Source organism: Pseudacidovorax sp. DMC4 (genome assembly GCF_056314265.1).
In genome coordinates this window covers 368,955-388,977 of sequence record NZ_JBQUYR010000004.1, presented here as the reverse complement: position 1 = coordinate 388,977, position 20,023 = coordinate 368,955, and the positions used below count along the sequence as shown (strand labels likewise).

General features: G+C 66.4%; 20 protein-coding genes and 1 tRNA gene. 1 reads left to right on the top strand and 20 read right to left on the bottom strand.

From position 1 onward, the window contains the following. Position 1: 1 nt before the first annotated feature. From nuoL to ACT54X_RS10440, 20 genes are all read right to left on the bottom strand, one after another. Entirely contained in the window at positions 2 to 2,035 is a 2,034-nt protein-coding gene (gene nuoL, locus ACT54X_RS10535; RefSeq protein WP_294367582.1) for an NADH-quinone oxidoreductase subunit L, read from the bottom strand. Positions 2,036 to 2,037: 2 nt separating this feature from the next. Next, entirely contained in the window at positions 2,038 to 2,346 is a 309-nt protein-coding gene (gene nuoK / locus ACT54X_RS10530) for an NADH-quinone oxidoreductase subunit NuoK (protein ID WP_294367580.1), read from the bottom strand. Beyond that, positions 2,346 to 2,987 carry an NADH-quinone oxidoreductase subunit J gene (locus tag ACT54X_RS10525; RefSeq protein ID WP_294367578.1) on the bottom strand — a complete coding sequence of 214 codons (642 nt, stop codon included), beginning with the start codon at positions 2,985 to 2,987 and terminating at the stop codon, positions 2,346 to 2,348. Before ACT54X_RS10525 ends, nuoK begins: the two co-directional genes overlap by 1 nt. 25 nt (positions 2,988 to 3,012) lie before the next feature. Continuing rightward, the gene (nuoI, locus tag ACT54X_RS10520; RefSeq protein ID WP_058641599.1) at positions 3,013 to 3,522 is read right to left on the bottom strand and encodes an NADH-quinone oxidoreductase subunit NuoI; all 510 of its coding nucleotides are present in this window, start codon (positions 3,520 to 3,522) and stop codon (positions 3,013 to 3,015) included. A gap of 12 nt (positions 3,523 to 3,534) precedes the next feature. After that, positions 3,535 to 4,611: an NADH-quinone oxidoreductase subunit NuoH gene (gene nuoH / locus ACT54X_RS10515; protein WP_234196621.1), complete on the bottom strand. Its 1,077-nt coding sequence runs from the start codon at positions 4,609 to 4,611 to the stop codon at positions 3,535 to 3,537. Continuing rightward, a complete protein-coding gene (gene nuoG / locus ACT54X_RS10510) occupies positions 4,608 to 6,764 on the bottom strand; it encodes an NADH-quinone oxidoreductase subunit NuoG (RefSeq protein ID WP_294367567.1) in 2,157 nt (718 codons plus the stop codon). The genes nuoH and nuoG overlap by 4 nt, the downstream gene beginning before the upstream one ends. Positions 6,765 to 6,784: 20 nt before the next feature. Then, positions 6,785 to 8,125 (bottom strand): NADH-quinone oxidoreductase subunit NuoF, encoded by a 1,341-nt coding sequence (gene nuoF / locus ACT54X_RS10505; RefSeq protein ID WP_294367564.1) that lies wholly within the window; start codon positions 8,123 to 8,125, stop codon positions 6,785 to 6,787. Continuing rightward, the gene (locus ACT54X_RS10500) at positions 8,125 to 8,670 is read right to left on the bottom strand and encodes an NADH-quinone oxidoreductase subunit NuoE family protein (protein ID WP_288407935.1); all 546 of its coding nucleotides are present in this window, start codon (positions 8,668 to 8,670) and stop codon (positions 8,125 to 8,127) included. Before ACT54X_RS10500 ends, nuoF begins: the two co-directional genes overlap by 1 nt. Then, the gene (locus tag ACT54X_RS10495) at positions 8,667 to 9,920 is read right to left on the bottom strand and encodes an NADH-quinone oxidoreductase subunit D (RefSeq protein ID WP_294367558.1); all 1,254 of its coding nucleotides are present in this window, start codon (positions 9,918 to 9,920) and stop codon (positions 8,667 to 8,669) included. Before ACT54X_RS10495 ends, ACT54X_RS10500 begins: the two co-directional genes overlap by 4 nt. A gap of 15 nt (positions 9,921 to 9,935) precedes the next feature. Then, positions 9,936 to 10,544 (bottom strand): NADH-quinone oxidoreductase subunit C, encoded by a 609-nt coding sequence (locus ACT54X_RS10490; protein WP_294367557.1) that lies wholly within the window; start codon positions 10,542 to 10,544, stop codon positions 9,936 to 9,938. Positions 10,545 to 10,557: 13 nt separating this feature from the next. After that, entirely contained in the window at positions 10,558 to 11,040 is a 483-nt protein-coding gene (locus tag ACT54X_RS10485) for a NuoB/complex I 20 kDa subunit family protein (protein WP_017756931.1), read from the bottom strand. A 30-nt stretch (positions 11,041 to 11,070) separates the two neighbouring features. Further along, a complete protein-coding gene (locus tag ACT54X_RS10480) occupies positions 11,071 to 11,430 on the bottom strand; it encodes an NADH-quinone oxidoreductase subunit A (protein ID WP_017756932.1) in 360 nt (119 codons plus the stop codon). A gap of 74 nt (positions 11,431 to 11,504) precedes the next feature. Continuing rightward, positions 11,505 to 11,589: transfer RNA gene (locus ACT54X_RS10475), tRNA-Leu, on the bottom strand. Positions 11,590 to 11,723: 134 nt separating this feature from the next. Then, a complete protein-coding gene (gene secG / locus ACT54X_RS10470; RefSeq protein WP_354318246.1) occupies positions 11,724 to 12,092 on the bottom strand; it encodes a preprotein translocase subunit SecG in 369 nt (122 codons plus the stop codon). Between the two features lie 32 nt (positions 12,093 to 12,124). Continuing rightward, on the bottom strand, positions 12,125 to 12,877 hold the full coding sequence (tpiA, locus tag ACT54X_RS10465) for a triose-phosphate isomerase (RefSeq protein ID WP_354318248.1): 753 nt from the start codon (positions 12,875 to 12,877) through the stop codon (positions 12,125 to 12,127). A 28-nt stretch (positions 12,878 to 12,905) separates the two neighbouring features. Then, positions 12,906 to 13,895: an NAD(P)H-quinone oxidoreductase gene (locus ACT54X_RS10460; protein WP_476346400.1), complete on the bottom strand. Its 990-nt coding sequence runs from the start codon at positions 13,893 to 13,895 to the stop codon at positions 12,906 to 12,908. A gap of 80 nt (positions 13,896 to 13,975) precedes the next feature. Continuing rightward, positions 13,976 to 16,330 carry a polyribonucleotide nucleotidyltransferase gene (gene pnp / locus ACT54X_RS10455; protein WP_294367546.1) on the bottom strand — a complete coding sequence of 785 codons (2,355 nt, stop codon included), beginning with the start codon at positions 16,328 to 16,330 and terminating at the stop codon, positions 13,976 to 13,978. Positions 16,331 to 16,536: 206 nt separating this feature from the next. Beyond that, complete coding sequence (gene rpsO, locus ACT54X_RS10450) at positions 16,537 to 16,803, bottom strand: 30S ribosomal protein S15 (protein WP_017756937.1); 267 nt, start codon at positions 16,801 to 16,803, stop codon at positions 16,537 to 16,539. Positions 16,804 to 16,942: 139 nt separating this feature from the next. Further along, the gene (locus ACT54X_RS10445) at positions 16,943 to 18,106 is read right to left on the bottom strand and encodes a pyridoxal phosphate-dependent aminotransferase (RefSeq protein WP_476346398.1); all 1,164 of its coding nucleotides are present in this window, start codon (positions 18,104 to 18,106) and stop codon (positions 16,943 to 16,945) included. 14 nt (positions 18,107 to 18,120) lie between these two features. Continuing rightward, on the bottom strand, positions 18,121 to 19,404 hold the full coding sequence (locus ACT54X_RS10440) for a branched-chain amino acid ABC transporter substrate-binding protein (RefSeq protein WP_476346396.1): 1,284 nt from the start codon (positions 19,402 to 19,404) through the stop codon (positions 18,121 to 18,123). 148 nt (positions 19,405 to 19,552) lie between these two features. On the opposite strand from ACT54X_RS10440, the gene ACT54X_RS10435 reads away from it, so the two are divergent. Then, on the top strand, positions 19,553 to 19,927 hold the full coding sequence (locus ACT54X_RS10435; protein WP_294367537.1) for an Hsp20/alpha crystallin family protein: 375 nt from the start codon (positions 19,553 to 19,555) through the stop codon (positions 19,925 to 19,927). Positions 19,928 to 20,023 lie beyond the last annotated feature (96 nt).

The following is a 20,023-nucleotide window of genomic DNA, read 5'->3' as shown; positions in this document are numbered from 1 at the left end:
GTCAGCGCTTGAACCAGACGAAATACGTCATGAGAAGGAACACCCCCAGCAGCATCGCGAAGGCGTAGTGATAGATGTAGCCAGACTGCATCCAGCGGATGGCCGCCGAGATGCGGCCCACCAGCTTCCACGAGCCATTGACCAGCGCGCCGTCGATGATGGCCTGGTCGCCGCCCTTCCAGAGGCCGGTGCCCAGCGCACGGGCGCCACGGGCCAGGATGTTCTCGTTGATCCAGTCGAGGTAGTACTTGTTCTCGAGCAGGTTGTAGATCGGCATGCAGGCACGCTTGATGGCAGCCGGCAGTGCCGGGTTGACCATGTACATGTAGTACGACAGCGCGACGCCGGCGATGGCCAGCCACAGTGGCAGGCTGGTCAGCGAATGCAGGGCCATGGCAACCGGACCGTGGATGTCCTCACGCAGCTCGGCCATCGCATGGTGGCGGGCCGTGTCGACGAAGATCACGCCGTCGAAGAAGCTGTTCAGCATCGGCATCAGCGTGAAAAAGCCGATCACCACCGACGGGATCATCAACAGAAGCAGCGGCACGGTCACCACACCGGGCGACTCGTGAGGCTTGTGGTGACCATGGCCGTGATGGTCGCCATGGCCATGACCGTGGGCGTCGTCGTGGTGCGCGTCCGGGTTCTGGTCGTAGCGCTCCTTGCCATGGAACACCAGGAAGTACAGGCGGAACGAGTAGAAGGCCGTGACGAACACGCCTGCAACCACCGAGAAATAGGCGAAGCCCGCGGCCGGCAGGTGGCTGGCGTGCACGGCCTCGATGATGGCGTCCTTCGAATAGAAGCCCGAGAAGAAGGGCGTGCCGATCAGGGCCAGCGACGCCAGCAGGAAGGTGATCCAGGTGATGGGCATGTACTTGCGCACGCCGCCCATCCAGCGGATGTCCTGGTTGTGGTGCATGCCCATGATCACCGAGCCGGCGCCGAGGAACAGCAGCGCCTTGAAGAATGCGTGCGTCATCAGGTGGAACACGGCGACCGGATAGGCCGACACGCCCAGCGCAACGGTCATGTAGCCCAGCTGCGACAGCGTCGAGTACGCCACCACGCGCTTGATGTCGTTCTGGATGATCCCCAGGAAGCCCATGAACAAGGCCGTGATCGAACCGATCACCAGGATGAAGTTCAGGGCCGTGTCCGACAGCTCGAACAGCGGCGACATGCGCGACACCATGAAGATACCGGCGGTCACCATCGTCGCGGCGTGGATCAGCGCGGAGATGGGCGTCGGGCCTTCCATCGAGTCCGGCAGCCAGACGTGCAGCGGGAACTGCGCGCTCTTGCCCATCGCGCCGATGAACAGGCAGATGCAGATCACGGTGATCAGCATCCAGTCGGTGCCCGGGAAGCCCATCTTGCCCAGCTCGCCCGACTTGGCAAAGATCTCGGTGTAGTTGAGCGTGCCGGTGTACGCGGCAATCAGGCCGATGCCGAGGATGAAGCCGAAGTCACCCACGCGGTTGACCAGGAAGGCCTTCATGTTGGCGAAGATGGCCGTCGGCTTGTTGTACCAGAAGCCGATCAGCAGGTACGACACCAGGCCCACCGCTTCCCAGCCGAAGAACAGCTGCAGCAGGTTGTTGCTCATCACCAGCATCAGCATGGAGAAGGTGAAGAGCGAGATGTAGGCGAAGAAGCGGTTGTAGCCCTCGTCCTCTTCCATGTAGCCGATGGTGTAGATGTGCACCATCAGCGACACGAAGGTGACGACGCACATCATCATGGCCGTCAGGCTGTCGATCATGAAGCCGACTTCCATCTTCAGGCCGCCCACGACCATCCATTCGTAGATGGTGGCGTTGAAGCGGGCGCCGTCGACGGCCACGCTGTAGAGCGTCCAAGCCGACAGCACGAAGGCGACGAACACGCCCAGGATGGTCAGCGTGTGCGAGGCGGCTCGGCCGATGCGGTTGCCGCCGAATTGCGTCCCCAGGATACCGGCGAGCACGCAGCCGACGAGCGGCGCCAGCGGCACCGCCAGCAGGGTGGATGCAGACAAGGTCGTGGCCATCGTTATCCCTTCAGCGTGTCGAGTTCATCGACGTTGATGGTCGACTTGTTGCGGAACAGCAGCACCAGCAGTGCCAGGCCGATGGCCGATTCGGCCGCTGCCACGGTGAGGATGAAGAACACGAAGATCTGTCCGTGCAGGTCGCCGAGGTAGGAGGAGAAGGCGACGAAGTTCATGTTGACCGCCAACAGCATCAGTTCGATGCACATCAGCAGCACGATGAGGTTCTTGCGGTTGAGGAAGATGCCGATGACGGCCAGCGCAAACAGGATGGCGCCGAGCGACAGATAGTGGCCAAGGGTCAATGTCATCACTTGCTCTCCCCTTCCGCGGCAGGCGCGGCGGGCTGCGGGGCCTGGGTGGGCGACACCTTGATCACCTGCAGGCGGTCGCTGGCCCTCACATGGATCTGGTCCTTCACGTCCACGTAGCGCGTGTCCTTGCGGCGGCGCAGCGTGAGGGCGATGGCGGCGATCATGGCGACGACCAGGATCACGGCCGCGACCTGCACCGGGTACACGTACTCGCTGTAGAGCAGAAGGCCCAGGGCCTTGGTGTTGGACACCTGATTCGCGGCCGCCACGGTGTCGGCCGCGGAGGTCTGCAGGCGGAAGCCGCCCATCAGCACATAGGCCATCTCGAGCGCGATCACCACGCCGACGAGAGCGGCCAGCGGGAAGTGCTTCCAGAAGTTCTGGCGCAGATGGTCGACGTTGAGGTCAAGCATCATCACCACGAAGAGGAAGAGCACCATCACCGCGCCGAGGTACACCAGCACGAGCACGATGGCCAGGAACTCGGCCTTGAGCAGCAGCCACACAGCGGCGGCCTGCGAGAAGGCGAGCATCAGGTACAGCACCGCATGCACAGGATTGCGGGCGGTCACAACCCGGAAGGCTGCAAACAGCAGCACGACCGAGAACAGGTAGAAGAAGCCGGTCTTGGCGTCCATGGGTTTTTCTTTTCGCTTCGCCGGTTCAGCGGTACTTGGCGTCGGCCGCCTTGCTGGCCGCGATCTCTTGCTCGTAGCGGTCGCCCACCGCCAGCAGCATGTCCTTGGTGAAGTACAGGTCACCGCGCTTCTCGCCGTGGTACTCCAGGATGTGCGTCTCGACAATCGAGTCGACCGGGCAGCTCTCTTCGCAGAAGCCGCAGAAGATGCACTTGGTCAGGTCGATGTCGTAGCGGGTGGTGCGGCGGGTGCCATCGTCGCGCACGGCGGACTCGATGGTGATGGCCACGGCGGGGCACACGGCTTCGCAGAGCTTGCAGGCGATGCAGCGCTCCTCGCCGTTCTCGTAGCGGCGCAGGGCATGCAGGCCGCGGAAGCGCGGCGACAGGGGGGTCTTTTCTTCCGGGAACTGGACGGTCACCTTGCGGCGCAGCGCATAGCGCCCCGTCAGGGCCATGCCCTTGAACAGTTCCACGAGCATGAAGCTCTTGAAGAAGTCCTTGATCGAAAAAGGAGAAGCAGCGACGGCAGTCATTCGTGGTCCACCTTATTTCCAGATGTTCCAGGGCGTCTGCATCCAGCCGCCGACGATCAGCAGCCAGACCAGCGTGACGGGGATGAAGATCTTCCAGCCCAGGCGCATGATCTGGTCGTAGCGGAAGCGCGGGAACGTGCCGCGGATCCAGATGAACAGCGACAGCACGAAGAAGGTCTTCAGGCCCAGCCAGATCCAGCCGGGGATGAAGGCCAGGAAGCCCACCGGGGGCAGCCAGCCGCCCAGGAACATGAGCACGGCCAGGATCGACACGAGCCACATGCTGGCGTACTCGGCCAGGAAGAAGATCGCGAAGCCCATGCCCGAGTATTCGACCATGTGGCCGGCCACGATCTCGGCCTCGCCTTCCACCACATCGAAGGGGTGACGGTTGGTTTCGGCCACGCCCGAGATCAGGTAGACGATGAAGATGGGCAGCAGCGGCAGCCAGTTCCAGGACAGGAAGGACAGCCCCATGTCGGCAAAGGTGCCCTTGCCCTGCACGGCGACGATGTCGCCCAGGCTCAGGCTGCCCGACACCATGATCACCACGACGAAGCAGAAGCCCATCGCGATCTCGTAGCTCACCATCTGGGCCGAGGCGCGCAGCGCGCCCAGAAAGGCGTACTTCGAGTTCGAGGCCCAGCCGGCGATGATCACGCCGTACACCTCGATGGAGGTGATGGCCATGATCAGCAGGAGGCCGGCGTTGACGTTGGCGATGACTGCGTCAGGGCCGAAGGGAATGGCCACCCAGGCCGCCAGGGCCGGCATGATGGCCATGACCGGGCCGAGGCGGAACAGGCCGGAGCTGGCCGCCGTCGGGTTGATCAGTTCCTTGGTCAGCAGTTTGACCGCGTCGGCGATCGGCTGCAGCAGGCCGAAGGGGCCGACCCGGTTGGGTCCGTGGCGGACCTGGATCCAGCCGAGGAACTTGCGCTCCCACAGCGTGGCGTAGGCCACGGCGCCCAGCACGGGCAGCAGCACCGCAATGATCTTGAGCAGCGCCCAGATGACGGGCCAGCCGCCGGCCGTCCACCAGTGGGCGCCGATGAGGCCGTAGCCGGCGTTGTACAGCGCGTCGATCATGCCGACACCTCCTGTGCGGCGGCGGCGCGGCGGCCGTCGGTCGTCAGTTGCAGCGACGGTGCGCGGCGCACCAGCGAGTCCAGTTGGTAGATGGCGGCGGTGACCGGTGCGGCCTGTCCGGCGGCCGGGGCAGAAGCCAAGTCGACGGCCGGGGCGTCGTTGCTCAGGCGCTCCGCGGCGACGAAGTCTGCAGCGGACGAACCACGCACCTTGGCCATCACGTCCTGCGTCGACTCGAAGTCGAAACCCGACAGCCCCAGCAGGTTGCCCAGCACGCGTAGCACCTTCCACGCGGGACGTGCCTCGCCCAGGGGGCGCACCACGGCATGGAAGCTCTGGATGCGGCCTTCGGCATTGACGAAGGTGCCCGGCGTCTCGCTGAACGGCGCGATGGGCAGCAGCACGTCGCTGAATTCGAGGTTGGCCTTGAAGGGGCTCAGGGTGACCACCATCTGCGCCTGACCGAGTGCGTCCGCGGCACGCGCACCGGCGGCCGAATCGAACACCGGCTCGGTGTTGAGCAGTAGCGCCGCCTTGAGGCCGCCTGCCAGCATCTGGCCGGCGTTCAGGCCCTTGGCGCCGGGCTGGGCGTTGACCCACTGCGCGCCGACGGTGTTGGCCGCTTCCGTCAGGTAGCCGACGCTGGCGCCGGTCTGGGCGCCGATCCACTGGGCCAGTGCCAACAGCCGCGAAGCCTCGGCATGGTGCGCGGCGCCGTTGCCCAGCAGGATGGCCTTGCGCTCGCCGCCCACCAGAGCCTGCGCCACACCGCGCGCGGCATCGGTCACATCAGCCTGGGCGGGTGCGGCGACGCCCTTCTCTGCCGCCACGGCAGCGGCGATCCGGGCCAGAGCGCCGTACCAGTCGGCCGCGTCGACCTGCTGGAAGCCGGCCAGCGGAATGGCCCACGAGGCGTCGGCCGCCAGTTGCTCGGCTGATGCGATGGCAAACAGCTTGCCGCCCTTGCGCACCGACTGGCGGATGCGCTGCGCGAACAGCGGATGGTCCTTGCGCAGGTTGCTGCCGACAACCAGCACGCGCTGCAGGTTCGACAGCGAGGCGATGGGGGTGCCCAGCCAGCGGATGCCACTGCCCACGTTGCCGAAATCGGCATGGCGCAGGCGGTGGTCGATGTTCTCGCTGCCGAGGCCACGCACCAGCGCGCCGGCCAGGGCCAGTTCTTCCACGGTGCTGTGCGGACTCACCAGCGCGCCGATGGCAGCGGCGCCGTGATCGCCCTTGATCTGCTTGAGGCCGTTGGCGACGTACTCGAGGGCCGTCTGCCAGTCCACGGCCTGCCACTGGCCGCCCTGCTTCAGCATGGGCTGCGTCAGGCGTTGTTCGCTGCCGAGGGCTTCATAGGAGAAGCGGTCGCGGTCGGCGATCCAGCACTCGTTGACGTCCTCGTTCTCCATCGGCAGAACGCGCATCACACGGTTGTTCTTGACCTGGACGATCAGGTTGGCGCCGGTGGAATCGTGCGGGCTCACCGACTTGCGGCGCGACAGTTCCCAAGTGCGGGCGCTGTAGCGGAAGGGCTTGCTCGTGAGCGCACCGACCGGGCAGATGTCGATCATGTTGCCCGACAGCTCGGAGTCGACGGTGTCGCCGACCACGGTGGTGATCTCGGAGTGCTCGCCCCGGTTCACCATGCCCAGTTCCATGATGCCGGCCACTTCCTGGCCAAAACGCACACAGCGGGTGCAGTGGATGCAGCGGCTCATCTCCTCCATGGAGATCAGCGGGCCGACGTCCTTGTGGAACACCACGCGCTTTTCTTCCTGGTAGCGCGAGGCGCCACCGCCGTAGCCCACCGCCAGATCTTGCAGCTGGCATTCGCCGCCCTGGTCGCAGATGGGGCAGTCCAGCGGATGGTTGATCAGCAGGAACTCCATGACCGACTTCTGGGCCTTGACGGCCTTGTCGGACTGGGTGCGCACGATCATGCCCTGCGTCACGGGCGTGGCGCAGGCCGGCATCGGCTTGGGCGCCTTCTCCACGTCCACCAGGCACATGCGGCAGTTGGCGGCGATGGAGAGCTTCTTGTGGTAGCAGAAATGCGGGATGTAGGTCCCGGCCTTGTCGGCCGCATGCATGACCATGCTGCCTTCGGCCACTTCGACCTTCTTGCCGTCGAGTTCGATTTCGATCATGTGAGGTTCTCGCTCCCCGCTCAGGCCTGGGCCGGCGTCTTCGGCACGTAGCCGGGCACCATGGCCTCGAACTCGTGACGGAAGTGCTTCAGCATGGCGCGCACGGGCATGGCCGCGGCATCGCCCAGCGCACAGATCGTGCGGCCCTGGATGTTGTCGGCCACGGAATTCAGCAGGTCCATGTCGGAGGCCCGGCCTTCGCCATGGTGGATGCGGTCGACCACGCGCCACAGCCAGCCCGTGCCTTCGCGGCAGGGCGTGCACTGGCCGCAGGACTCGTGCATGTAGAAGTACGACAGGCGCTTGAGCGACTCGACCATGCAGCGGCTGTCGTCCATCACGATGACAGCGCCCGAGCCCAGCATGGAGCCGGCCTTGGCGATGGAGTCGTAGTCCATCGTGCACGACATCATGATGTCGGCCGGCAGCACCGGGGCGGACGAGCCGCCCGGGATCACCGCCTTGAGCTTGCGGCCCTTGCGCACGCCGCCCGCCAGCTCCAGCAGCTTGGAGAAGGGCGTGCCCATCGGCACTTCATAGTTGCCGGGCAGCTCGACGTCGCCCGAGACCGAGTAGATCTTGGTGCCGCCGTTGTTGGGCTTGCCGCACTCCAGGTAGGCCTGGCCGCCATTGCGGATGATCCAGGGCACCGCCGCGAAGGTCTCGGTGTTGTTGATGGTGGTCGGCTTGCCGTACAGGCCGAAGCTGGCCGGGAAAGGCGGCTTGAAGCGCGGCTGGCCCTTCTTGCCTTCCAGCGACTCGAGCAGCGCCGTCTCTTCACCGCAGATGTAGGCGCCGAAGCCATGGTGCGCATGCAGCTGGAAGCTGAAGTTGCTGCCCATGATGTTGCCGCCCAGGTAGCCGGCGGCACGCGCTTCCTCCAGGGCCGCCTCGAAGCGTTCGTACACCTCGAAGATCTCGCCGTGGATGTAGTTGTAGCCCACGCTGATGCCCATGGCATACGCCGCGATCGCCATGCCTTCGATGACGATATGCGGGTTGAACATGAGGATGTCGCGGTCCTTGCAGGTGCCGGGCTCGCCTTCGTCCGAGTTGCAGACCAGGTACTTCTGGCCCGGGAACTGGCGGGGCATGAAGCTCCACTTCAGACCCGTCGGAAAGCCGGCGCCGCCGCGGCCGCGCAGGCCGGAGGTCTTGACCTCGGCGATCACTTGGTCCTGCGTCAGGCCCTCGGTGAGGATCTTGCGCAGCGCCTGGTAGCCGCCGCGCGCCTCATAGTCGGCGATGCTCCAGTTGGTGCCGTCCAGGCCGGCATAGATCTGCGGATCGATGTGGCGGCCGTGGAAGCAGGTCTGCACGCCGGTGGCGCGGAACTGCGATAGGACTTGGTCGGGGGTCATCAGCGCGTCTCCCCTTTGGGCTCGGCGGCACGCAGGCCGTCGACCAGTTGATCGAGCTTCTCGTTGCTCATGAAGCTGCACATGGTGCGGTCGTTCACCAGCATCACCGGGGAATCGGCGCAGGCGCCCAGGCATTCGCTCTGCTGCAGCGTGAACATGCCGTCGGCGGTGGTCTCGCCCATCTTGATGCCCAGCTTGGCTTCGAGGTGGTGCAGGGCCTTGTAGCCGTCGCGCAGCTGGCACGGCAGGTTGGTGCAGACGTTCAGCTTGAACTTGCCGACCGGGTGCTGGTTGTACATGTTGTAGAACGTGGTCACCTCGCGCGCCGCGATCTGGGGCATGCCCAGGTAGGCGGCCACGGCGGCCTCGTTCTCGTCGCTCACCCAGCCATAGACCTGCTGCACGATGGACAGGCAGGCCATCACGGCAGACTGGCGACCAGCGTCGCTGTCGGGGTACTTGGCCACTTCGCGGGCGAAGCGGTCCAGCACGTCCTGCGGCAGAGCCGCAGGGGCGATGGGAGGATTGTTGAGGGAGTCGCTCATCGATCGATCTCTCCGAAGACGATGTCCAGCGTGCCGATGATGGCCACGGTGTCGGCCAGCATGTGGCCGCGCGCCATCTCGTCGAGCGCGGCCAGGTGCACGAAGCCCGGCGGCCGGATCTTCAGGCGATAAGGCTTGTTGGCACCGTCGCTGACCAGGTAGATGCCGAACTCGCCCTTGGGATGCTCGACGGCGGCATAGGCCTCGCCCTCGGGCACGCGGAAGCCCTCGGTGAAGAGCTTGAAGTGGTGGATCAGCTCTTCCATGTTGGCCTTCATGGCCTCGCGCTTGGGAGCCGCCACCTTGTGGTTGTCGGTGATCACCGGGCCGGGGTTGGCCTTGAGCCACTTCACGCACTGGGCAATGATGCGGTTCGACTGGTGGAGCTCCTCCATGCGCACGAGGTAGCGGTCGTAGCAGTCGCCGGTCTTGCCCACCGGGATGTCGAAGTCAAGCTGGTCGTAGACATCGTAGGGCTGGGTCTTGCGCAGGTCCCAGGCGATGCCCGAGCCGCGCAGCATCGGGCCGGTCAGGCCCAGGTTGAGCGCACGATCGGCGTCCATGACGCCGATGCCCACGGTCCGCTGCTTCCAGATGCGGTTGTCGGTCAGCAGCGTGTGGTACTCGGCCAGGTAGGTATCGAAGCGCTTGGTGAAGTCTTCGAGGAAGTCCAGCAGCGAACCCTGGCGGTTCTCGTTCATGCGAGCGAGGGCCTTGGCGTTCTTGATCTTGCTGTGCTTGTACTGCGGCATGGTGTCCGGCAGGTCGCGGTACACGCCGCCCGGACGGAAGTAGGCCGCGTGCATCCGCGCGCCAGAGACGGCCTCGTAGGCGTCGAACAGGTCTTCGCGCTCGCGGAAGGCGTAGATCAGGATCGTGGAGCTGCCGCAGTCGTTGCCGTGCGAGCCCAGCCACATCAGGTGGTTGAGCATGCGCGTGATCTCCGAGAACATCACGCGGATGTACTGGGCGCGGATCGGCACTTCCAGGCCGAGCAGCTTCTCGATGGCCAGGCAGTAGGCATGCTCGTTGCACATCATGGACACGTAATCGAGACGGTCCATGTAGGGCAGCGACTGGATGAAGGTCTTGTGCTCGGCCAGCTTCTCGGTGGCGCGGTGCAGCAGGCCGATGTGCGGGTCGGCGCGTTGCACCACTTCGCCATCGAGCTCCAGCACCAGCCGCAGCACACCGTGCGCGGCCGGGTGCTGCGGCCCGAAATTGAGCGTGTAGTTCTTGATTTCAGCCATGGGTCGGTCGGGGGTTCAGTGCAGGCCGCCGTAGTGCTCTTCGCGGATCACGCGCGGCGTGATCTCGCGCGGCTCGATGGTCACCGGCTGATAGACCACGCGCTGCATCTGCTCGTCGTAGCGCATCTCGACATGGCCCGACAGCGGGAAGTCTTTGCGGAACGGGTGGCCGATGAAGCCGTAGTCGGTCAGGATTCGGCGCAGGTCCGGGTGGCCGTCGAAGACGATGCCATACAGGTCGAAGGCCTCGCGCTCGAACCAGTTGGCCGCGGCCCACAGTTCGTTGACGGAGGCGATCACAGGCAGGTCGTCGTCGGGGCAGAAGGCGCGCACGCGCACGCGCTGGTTGAGACTCACCGACAGCAGGTGCGCCACCACGGCGAAGCGCGGGCCTTCCCACACCTCGTCGCGCCAGGCGGAATAGTCCAGCCCGCACAGGTCGATGAGCTGCTCGAACTGCATGCCGGCGGTGTCGCGCAGCGTCTTCATCACGTCCAGGTAATTGGCGGCGCTGACGATGATCGTCACCTCGCCCAACGCGAGGCTGACCTCGCGCACCTTGTCGCCCAGGGCGAGTGCAAGCTGGTCCTTCAGGACCTGCGGATCAATGGCAATCGATGTCATGGGAGGGGCGCGCTCAGGCACGCGCGATGGTGTTGGTGCGGCGCACCTTCTGCTGCAGCTGGATGATCCCGTAGATCAGCGCCTCGGCCGTCGGCGGGCAGCCGGGCACGTAGACGTCGACCGGCACGATGCGATCGCAGCCGCGCACCACCGAATAGCTGTAGTGGTAGTAGCCGCCGCCGTTGGCGCAGGAACCCATGGAGAGCACCCAGCGCGGCTCGGCCATCTGGTCATACACCTTGCGCAGGGCAGGCGCCATCTTGTTGCACAGCGTGCCGGCCACGATCATCAGATCGGATTGGCGCGGACTGGCCCGGAACACTTCGGCGCCGAAGCGGCCGATGTCGTAGCGGGCCGCGGCCGCGTGCATCATCTCGACCGCGCAGCACGCAAGACCGAAGGTCATGGGCCACAGAGAGCCCGTCTTCGCCCAGTTCACCACTGCGTCATAGGACGTGGTGATGAAGCCTTCCTTGAATACACCTTCAATGGCCATGGCCAGCTTTTCCTCTCGGGTTGCTTCGCCTCATTCCCAGTCCAGCGCGCCCTTTTTCCACTCGTAGGCAAAGCCCACGACGAGGATGGCCAGGAACACCACCGCCGCCCAGAAGCCCAGCGGACCCACTTCCTTGAAGGCGACGGCCCACGGGAAGAGGAAGGCGATTTCCAGGTCGAAGAGGATGAAGAGAATGGCGACGAGGTAGTAGCGGACGTCGAACTGCATGCGGGCGTTCTCGAACGCCTCGAAGCCGCACTCGTAAGGGGAATTCTTGGCCGCGTCGGGCCGGTTCGGGCCCAGAACGAAACCCAGAACTTGCGGGAGTATGCCTACCGCCACCCCCACCAGAATGAACAACAGAACGGGAAGGTAGGTCGCGAGGTTCATCGGGGGGCTCTATCACCGCTTGCCACCGACTGATGCCCTGACCCGTTGCGGGCGGCGCATCAGCCGGTGCAGATTGGTGCCGTCGGCGAGACTCGAACTCGCACAGCTTTCGCCACTACCCCCTCAAGATAGCGTGTCTACCAATTTCACCACGACGGCGGTTTACGCTTGCCCCGGATGGCATGAGGAACCAAGAAGGTTATTGGCTTTCCGGGGCAGCCTTGGAGTTTACCCTGAAATGCCCCGATTTGGACAGGACTGCATCACAAAGTAATGCCCGGGGCATGCCTGTGTCACTTGGCCGGGATCTGTGCCGCGTCCGAAGCGGGCGCAGCAGGTGCGGGCACGGCATTGCCGGCCGGGATCTGAGAAGCCGGCGCCGTGAGGGGTGCCCGCTCGAGCAGGCTGTCGCCGCCGGCCGCCCGCGGCGTGCCGAAATAGGCCAGCAGCAGCGTGCAGGCGAAGAACAGGGCGGCCAGCACGGCCGTGGTCCGCGACAGGAAGTTGGCACTGCCGCTGGCACCGAACAGGCTGCCGGCGCTGCCGCTGCCGAACGCGGCGCCCATGTCGGCGCCCTTGCCGTGCTGCAGGAGGATCAGGCCCACCATGGCGATGGCGGCCAGGATCTGCACGGCGATGAGGATGTTGTGGAGGATGGTCATGTCTGGAGAACTCCTTGAAGGGTGCGGGCGCGTCAGCAAGCGGCCGCGATGATCTGGAGGAAGTCGGGCGCCTTGAGCGAGGCACCGCCGATGAGACCGCCGTCGATGTCCGGCTGCGCCAGCAACGACGCGGCATTGGCGGCGTTCATGCTGCCGCCGTAGAGGATGCGGATCCGTGCGGCGGCATCGCCGGCCGCATGCTGCAGTTGCGCGCGCAGCACGGCGTGCACAGCCTGCGCCTCTTCCGGCGTGGCGGTCTTGCCCGTACCGATGGCCCAGACGGGCTCGTAGGCGACGACGATCTCGCTGATGCAGTGGCCGTTGGCATGGATCACGGCAGCCAGTTGGCGCCGAACCACGTCTTCCGTCTGGCCGGCTTCGCGCTCGGCCAAGGTCTCGCCCACGCACACGATGGGCGTGATGCCGCCGGCCAGCGCGGCGGCGGCCTTGGCGGCCACCACTTCGTCGGTCTCGCCGTGGTACTGGCGGCGCTCTGAATGGCCGACGATGGCATAGCCCACGCCGAAGTCCTTCAGCATGGACACGGACTGCTCGCCCGTGTAGGCGCCCTGCACATGGGCCGACACGTCCTGCGCGCCGAGCGCGATGGGCGAGCCCTGCGTCAGCACCTGCACCTGCGCCAGATAGGGCGCGGGCACGCACACCGCGACATCGCACACCGGCTGGACTACTCCCTGACGAAGCGCACCGATGAGCGCCTCGTTGGCGGCCAGGCCGCCATTCATCTTCCAGTTGCCAGCAATGAGTTGTTTTTTCTTGCTCATGGTTCTTGATGGATAACCTGCTTGCCCCTCACCAGGTCAGCACGATCTTGCCGATGTGCTGATTGGACTGCATCAGCGCATGGGCCTTGGCCGCATCCGCGGCCTCGAATGTGGAATGGATCACCGGCTGCACGCCTTTGCGCGTAGCCAGCAGCGGCCAGACCTTCTCGCGCAGGCTGCGCGCGATGGCCGCCTTGAAGGCGACCGGACGCGGGCGCAGCGTGGAGCCCGTGATCGTCAGCCGACGGCGCAGCACCAGCCCGGCGTTGAAACCGCTCTCGATGCCGCCCTGCACGGCAATGATCACCAGCCGGCCGTCCTCGGCCAGGCAGCCCACTTCGCGCGCCACGTAGTCGCCAGCGACCATGTCGAGGATCACGTCCGCGCCGCGGCCGCCGGTGATGCGTTTGACCTCTTCGGCGAAGTCCTGCTCGCGGTAGTTGATCGCATGATCGGCACCCAGGGACAGGCAGGCCTTGCACTTGTCGGCACTGCCCGCCGTGGCGATCACGGTCGCGCCGAATGCCTTGGCCAGCTGAATGGCCGTCACGCCGATGCCGCTCGTACCACCCTGCACCAGGAAGGTCTCGCCCTGCTGCAGTCGACCGCGGTCGAAGACGTTGCTCCAGACGGTGAAGAAGGTCTCCGGCAGCGCTGCCGCCTCGACGTCCGACCAGCCCTCAGGCACGAGCAGGCATTGGCCGATGGGCGCGACGCACAGCTGCGCATAGCCGCCGCCAGCGACCAGCGCGCACACGCGGTCACCCAGCTTGAAGCCGGCCTGCGCCAGCTCGGCCGCATCGCCGCCGACGATCTCGCCGGCGACTTCCAGGCCCGGCAGGTCCGACGCACCCGGCGGCACCGGGTATTGGCCCATGCGCTGCAGCACATCGGGCCGGTTCACACCGCTGGCCGCGACGCGGATCAGCAGCTCGCCGGCGCCCGGCTGCGGATCGTCGCGCGTGCACAGGCGCAGCACCTCGGGGGCGCCATGGCTGCTGATCTCGACGGCTTTCATGCGATCTCCTGTTCAGGGCAGTGATGGACGAAAGCCGGCAGGCCACGCGAGGTGGTCTGCCGGCCTCCGGTCAAGGCCGATCAGCCTTGCTGATCGGGCGCCAGGGCGCCGCCTTGGGCGCCCTGCGGTGCGGCCTGCTGCTGTTGTGCCGCCGCTGCGGCCGCCGCGTCAGCCGTGGGCTCCTGGCTGTTGCCGGGCTCCACACGCGGCTGGCGCTCTTCGCGCGGCGGACGGTCACGGCGATCACCACGGTCGCCGCGATCACCACGCTCGCGACGATCGCCACGGTCTTCGCGCGGCGGGCGGTCGCCGAACTCGGGCATGCCGGCCGGACGCTCGGCCAGCGCCTTCATCGACAGCTTGACGCGGCCCTTGTCGTCGGTCTCGAGCACCTTGACCTTCACGATCTGGCCTTCGCTGAGGTAGTCGGTGACCTTCTCGACACGCTCGTGGGCGATCTGGCTGATGTGCAGCAGGCCGTCCTTGCCGGGCAGCAGGTTGATCAGCGCGCCGAAGTCCAGGATCTTGGTGACCGGGCCTTCGTAGATCTTGCCGATCTCGACTTCGGCCGTGATCTGCTCGATGCGCTGCTTGGCCACGTCGGCCTTGGCGGCGTCGGTCGCCGCGATGGTGATGGTGCCATCTTCCTCGATGTTGATCTGGCAACCGGTCTCTTCGGTCAGCGCGCGGATGGTGGCGCCGCCCTTGCCGATCACGTCGCGGATCTTCTCGGGGTTGATCTTCATCGTGTAGAGCTTGGGCGCGAAGGACGAGATCTCGGCCTTGGCCTCGCCCATGGCGTCCTGCATCTTGCCCAGGATGTGCATGCGCGCTTCCTTGGCCTGGGCCAGGGCGACCTGCATGATTTCCTTGGTGATGCCCTGGATCTTGATGTCCATCTGCAGGGCGGTGATGCCGTTGGTCGTGCCGGCCACCTTGAAGTCCATGTCGCCCAGGTGATCTTCATCGCCCAGGATGTCGGTCAGCACGGCGAACTTGTTGCCGTCCTTGATCAGGCCCATGGCGATGCCGGCCACGTGCGCCTTCAGCGGCACGCCGGCGTCCATCATCGACAGGCAGCCGCCGCACACCGAGGCCATCGACGAGGAGCCGTTGGATTCGGTGATCTCGCTGACCACGCGGATGGTGTAGGGGAACTCGTCCTTCTGCGGCAGCACGGCCACCAGGGCACGCTTGGCCAGACGGCCGTGGCCCACTTCGCGGCGCTTGGTGGAGCCCATGCGGCCCACTTCGCCGGTGGCGAAGGGAGGCATGTTGTAGTGAAACAGGAAGCGGTCCTCGAACTCGCCGGCCAGCGCGTCGATGCGCTGCGCGTCGCGCTCGGTGCCCAGGGTGGTCACGACCAGCGCCTGCGTCTCGCCGCGGGTGAACAGGGCCGAGCCGTGGGTGCGGGGCAGCACGCTGTTGCGGATCTCGATGGGGCGCACGGTGCGCGTGTCGCGGCCGTCGATGCGGGGCTCGCCCTGCAGGATCTGGCTGCGCACGATGTTGGCCTCGATGGCGAACAGCAGGTCGCTGACCTTGCCGGCGTCGAACTCGGCGCCTTCGGCCTTCAGTGCCTCGAAGACGCTGGCATTGGCTTCGCGCAGGGCCTGCGTGCGGGCCTGCTTGCTGCGGATCTGGTAGACGGCACGCAGCTTCTCTTCAGCCAGGCCCTTGATCTTGGATTCGAAGGCCTCGTCCTTGGCTTCGGGCGCCCAGGTGCCGTTCTCGGTCCACAGCGGCTTGCCGGCTTCACGGGTCAGCTGGTGGATGGCCTCGATGGCGATCTTGCCCTGCTCGTGGCCGAAGACCACGGCGCCCAGCATGATCTCTTCGGACAGTTGCAGCGCTTCGGATTCGACCATCAGCACGGCGGCTTCGGTACCGGCGACCACCAGATCCATCTGCGAGTCGGCACGGGCGGTCTTGCCCGGGTTCAGCACGTACTGGCCGTTGATGTAGCCCACGCGCGCGGCACCGATCGGGCCGCTGAACGGAATGCCCGAGACCGACAGGGCGGCGCTCACGGCGATCATGGCGGCGATGTCGGCGTCGACTTCGGGGTTGAGCGACAGCGTGTGGATGACCACGTGCACTTCGTTCAGGAAGCCTTCGGGGAACAGCGGCCGGATCGGGCGGTCGATCAGGCGGCTGGTCAGCGTCTCGAGTTCGCTGGGCTTGGCTTCGCGCTTGAAGAAGCTGCCGGGGATCTTGCCGGCGGCGTAGGTCTTCTCGATGTAGTCGACGGTCAGCGGGAAGAAGTCCTGGCCGGGCTTGGCCGACTTGGAGGCGACGACGGTGGCCAGCACCACGGTGCCGTCGATGTCCACCAGCACGGCGCCGGTGGCCTGGCGGGCGATCTCGCCGGTTTCCATGACGACGGTCTTGTCGCCCCACTGGAAGGACTTGGTGACTTTGTTGAAGAGGCTCATGCTCTGCTCCTTGGGTGGTGCGGTGCCGGCGTCGAGGCCGGCCCGCGGATGGCGGAGCGCAGGGGCGGAACACGATGCCATTCCAGCGGGGCCCTTGCGCAAGGGGCCTGTTGGAATGACACAGCTTCGATCCGTTCTGCGGTCTCCGAAGTTAAAAACGCCTGAGCTAGCGGGCTAACTCAGGCGTTCGTGCGATGCGAAGCGGCTTACTTGCGCAGGCCCAGCTTGGCGATCAGGGCGGTGTAGCGCTCGGCGTCCTTGGACTTCAGGTAGTCCAGCAGCTTGCGGCGGCGGCTCACCATGCGCAGCAGGCCGCGGCGACCGTGGTGGTCCTTGGCATGCTGCTTGAAGTGGGGGGTCAGCTCGTTGATGCGAGCCGTGAGCAGGGCGACCTGCACTTCGGGACTGCCGGTGTCGTTAGCAGCGCGGGCATTGGCCTTGACGACCTCGGCCTTCTTTTCGAAAGAAATCATGATGATGTGTCCTGTGATTCCCGACCTGAGGCGGCCTGCGGGGTTGAGACGCGTGGCCGTGGCGCGGGGTTGTTGACTTGCGGCACTCCCTGGAACCGGGGGTGCCGTGGAGCTTTGCAACGCGCAAAGCCTTGAAATTCTAGCAGTTTCTGGTCAGCCAGCCCGAAAGCCGCTCCACGCCCTGCACCAGCCGGCCGGTGTCCCGCGAGGCGAAACACCAGCGCAGCCAGCCCTGCGCCTCGGGCGCGAAGGCATTGCCGGGCGCCAGGCCCAGGCCGGCTTCGGTCACCAGGCGCTTGGCCAGCGCCAGCGAATCGGCCGCGCCCTCGACCTGGAAGAAGGCGTACATGCCGCCCTTGGCGGCCGACACCTTCAGGCCCGGCAGGCGCTGCAGCAGCGGCACCAGCGTGTCGCGGCAGGACTGCAGGTGGGCCACCACCCGTGGCGTGATCTCCGCCTCGTGCGCCAGGGCGGCGATGCCCGCGCGCTGGCTGAACACGCTGGCGCAGGAGGTGTTGAACTCGATCAGCTTGCCCACGGCATCCAGCAGCGTCGGCGGCACCACCAGCCAGCCCAGGCGCCAGCCGGTCATGAGGAAGCTCTTGGAGAAGCTGTGCGCCACCACGAGCCGGTCGTCGGCGGTGGCGATGTCCAGGAAGCTGGGCGCGCAGCCGTTGACGGTGTCGCCGGCGTAGTAGAGGCGCTCGTAGACCTCGTCGGCCAGGATCCAGGTGCCGGTGGCGCGGCAGTGGTCCAGGATGGCCTGCTGCTCGTCGCGGGTCAGCGTCCACCCGGTGGGGTTGTTGGGCGCGTTCAGGATCAGCAGGCGCGTGGCCGGCGTCACCGCGGCGCGCAGCGCGTCCAGGTCCAGCGTCCAGTTGCCGTCGACGGGCTGCAGCGGCAGGCAGCGCACCGTGGCACCCAGGATGGCGGGCTGCGCCGTCAGGTTGGGCCAGACCGGCGTCACCGCGACCACCTCGTCGCCCGGGTCTACCAGTGCCTGCACGGCGATCATGAGCGCGCTGACGCCGCCGGAGGTGACGGCGATGCGTTCCATGCCCACGGCCGGGTGCAGCCGCGAGGCATAGCGCGCGATGGCTTCGCGCAGCTCGGGCAGGCCCAGGTTGTGGGCGTAGAAGGTCTCGCCGCGCTCGATGGAGTCGATGGCGGCCCGGCGCACCGGCTCGGGCGTGACTTCGTCGCTCTCGCCGAACCAGAAGGCCAGCACGTCGCTGCGGCCCATGCCGGCGTTGGCGACTTCGCGGATCTTGGAGGCTTCGAGGTTGTCGATGGCTTGGCGCATGGGTGTCCTCGGGATCAGGGCCGCTGCATGCGGCAGGTTGTCGGGAGCTCGGCCACTTCAGGCGCGATGTCCTTGATGACGCGGAAGCCGTAGCCCGAGCCTTCGACGTCGAAGGCCACGCCCGGCATGCCCTGGCGGTCCATCAGCCCCACGACCAGCGGCTGCTGGAACTGGTGGTCCGCCGCCCGCATGCGGCCGCTGCGGCCAGCCATCGACACCTTGGCGTTCTCCAGTTTGGCCGCGACGGCGGCCGCCTCGGTGCTGCCGGCCTGGGCGATGGACTGCGCCAGCGCCTCGACCATCAGCTGCATGCGCATGTGCACATAGTCGTCCGCCGGGCTCGGGAAGCGCGCGCGGAAGCTCTTGTAGAAGGCCGCCGACTCCGGCGTGGGCACGTTGGGCAGCCAGTCCGCCACGGCGATCACCTTGCCCACGCCGGCATCGCCCAGCGCCGCCGGCGCGCCCAGCGCATTGCCGTAGAAGGTGTAGAACTTGCCCTCGAAGCCGACCTCGCGCGCCGCCTTGACCAGCAGCGTCAGGTCGTTGCCCCAGTTGCCGGTGAACACGGCCTGGGCGCCGCTCGCCTTGATCTTCACGGCGTAGGGCGCGAAGTCCTTCACCTTGCCCATGGGGTGCAGTTCCTCGCCCACGATGCGCACGTCCGGCCGCAGCTCGGCGATGCGGCGGCGGCTCTCGCGCAGCACGGCCTGGCCGAAGCTGTAGTCCTGGCCAATCAGGTAGGCGCTGCCGACGGCCCGGTCTTCCTTGAACACGGCCATCAGCGCCGCCACGCGCATGTCGGCATGGGCGTCGAAGCGGAAGTGCCAGAAGCTGCAGCGCTCGTTGGTGAGGATCGGGTCCACCGCCGAGTAGTTGAGGAAGAGCAGCCGCCGGCGCGCGTCCCGCTCGTTGTGCTTGTCCACCGCATCCAGGATGGCTGCGGCGGTGGCCGAGGAGTTGCCCTGCAGCACCGCCTGCGCGCCGTTGTCGATGGCAGCGCGCAGGGCCGACAGCGCCTCTTCGGTCTGGCCCTTGCTGTCGTAGCGGTCCAGCTGCAGCGGACGCGCACCGCCCGGCAGCGGGACGCCGCCGCGGGCGTTGACGCGCTCCACGGCCCACAGCAGGTTGCGGAAGACGGCCTCGCCCGTGTTGGCGAAGGGGCCGCTCAGGCTCTCGACCAGGGCCAGCCGGATGGGCGCCCCGCCCTGCGCGCGGGCCAGGCCGCCGAGGGTCGATGCACATAGCGCCGCCGCGCCGCTTTTCAAGACGCGACGACGAGAAATATAGGTCTGGGACATGCTCTTGAAAGCCGCTGGGAGGGTGCCTAGATAGGCATCAAGCGGCACTCACGACTGAAAGGCCGCGCAGTGTAAGGGGCGCATCCTGCGCCCCTGAGGGGCGCATCCTGCGCCCCTGGATCGACCCTCTTTCAGACTGGAGAAACACATGCTGTTCGCACCCGCCATCCGTTCCGCCGCCCTCGCCTCGCCCCGCAGCTTCGACCGCGGCTTCGAGCGCTTCGTCAACGACGCCTTCTTCCCGACCGCCCGCGGCGTGCAGGTCGAAAGCACCGAGCAGGGCTGGACCCTGAGCCTGGACGTGCCCGGCATCGCCCGTGAAGACCTGGGCGTGGGCATCGAAGGCCAGGTGGTGCGCATCGAGACCCGCGCCGAAGCCAAGCGCCAGTACAAGGCCGCCTACGAGCTGCCGCAGGAGATTGACACCGCCGCCAGCGAAGCCAAGCTGGAAAACGGCGTTCTGACCCTGAAGCTGGCCCGCCTGGCGCCGGTGAGCAAGGTCACGCAGCTGACCATCGCCTGAGTCTTACGTTGGACGGGGGCGCTCAGCGCACCCCATGAAGAACGGCCTCCTCGGAGGCCGCTTCTTCGTGGTCAGCGCAGGCGCTGCATGCGTGTC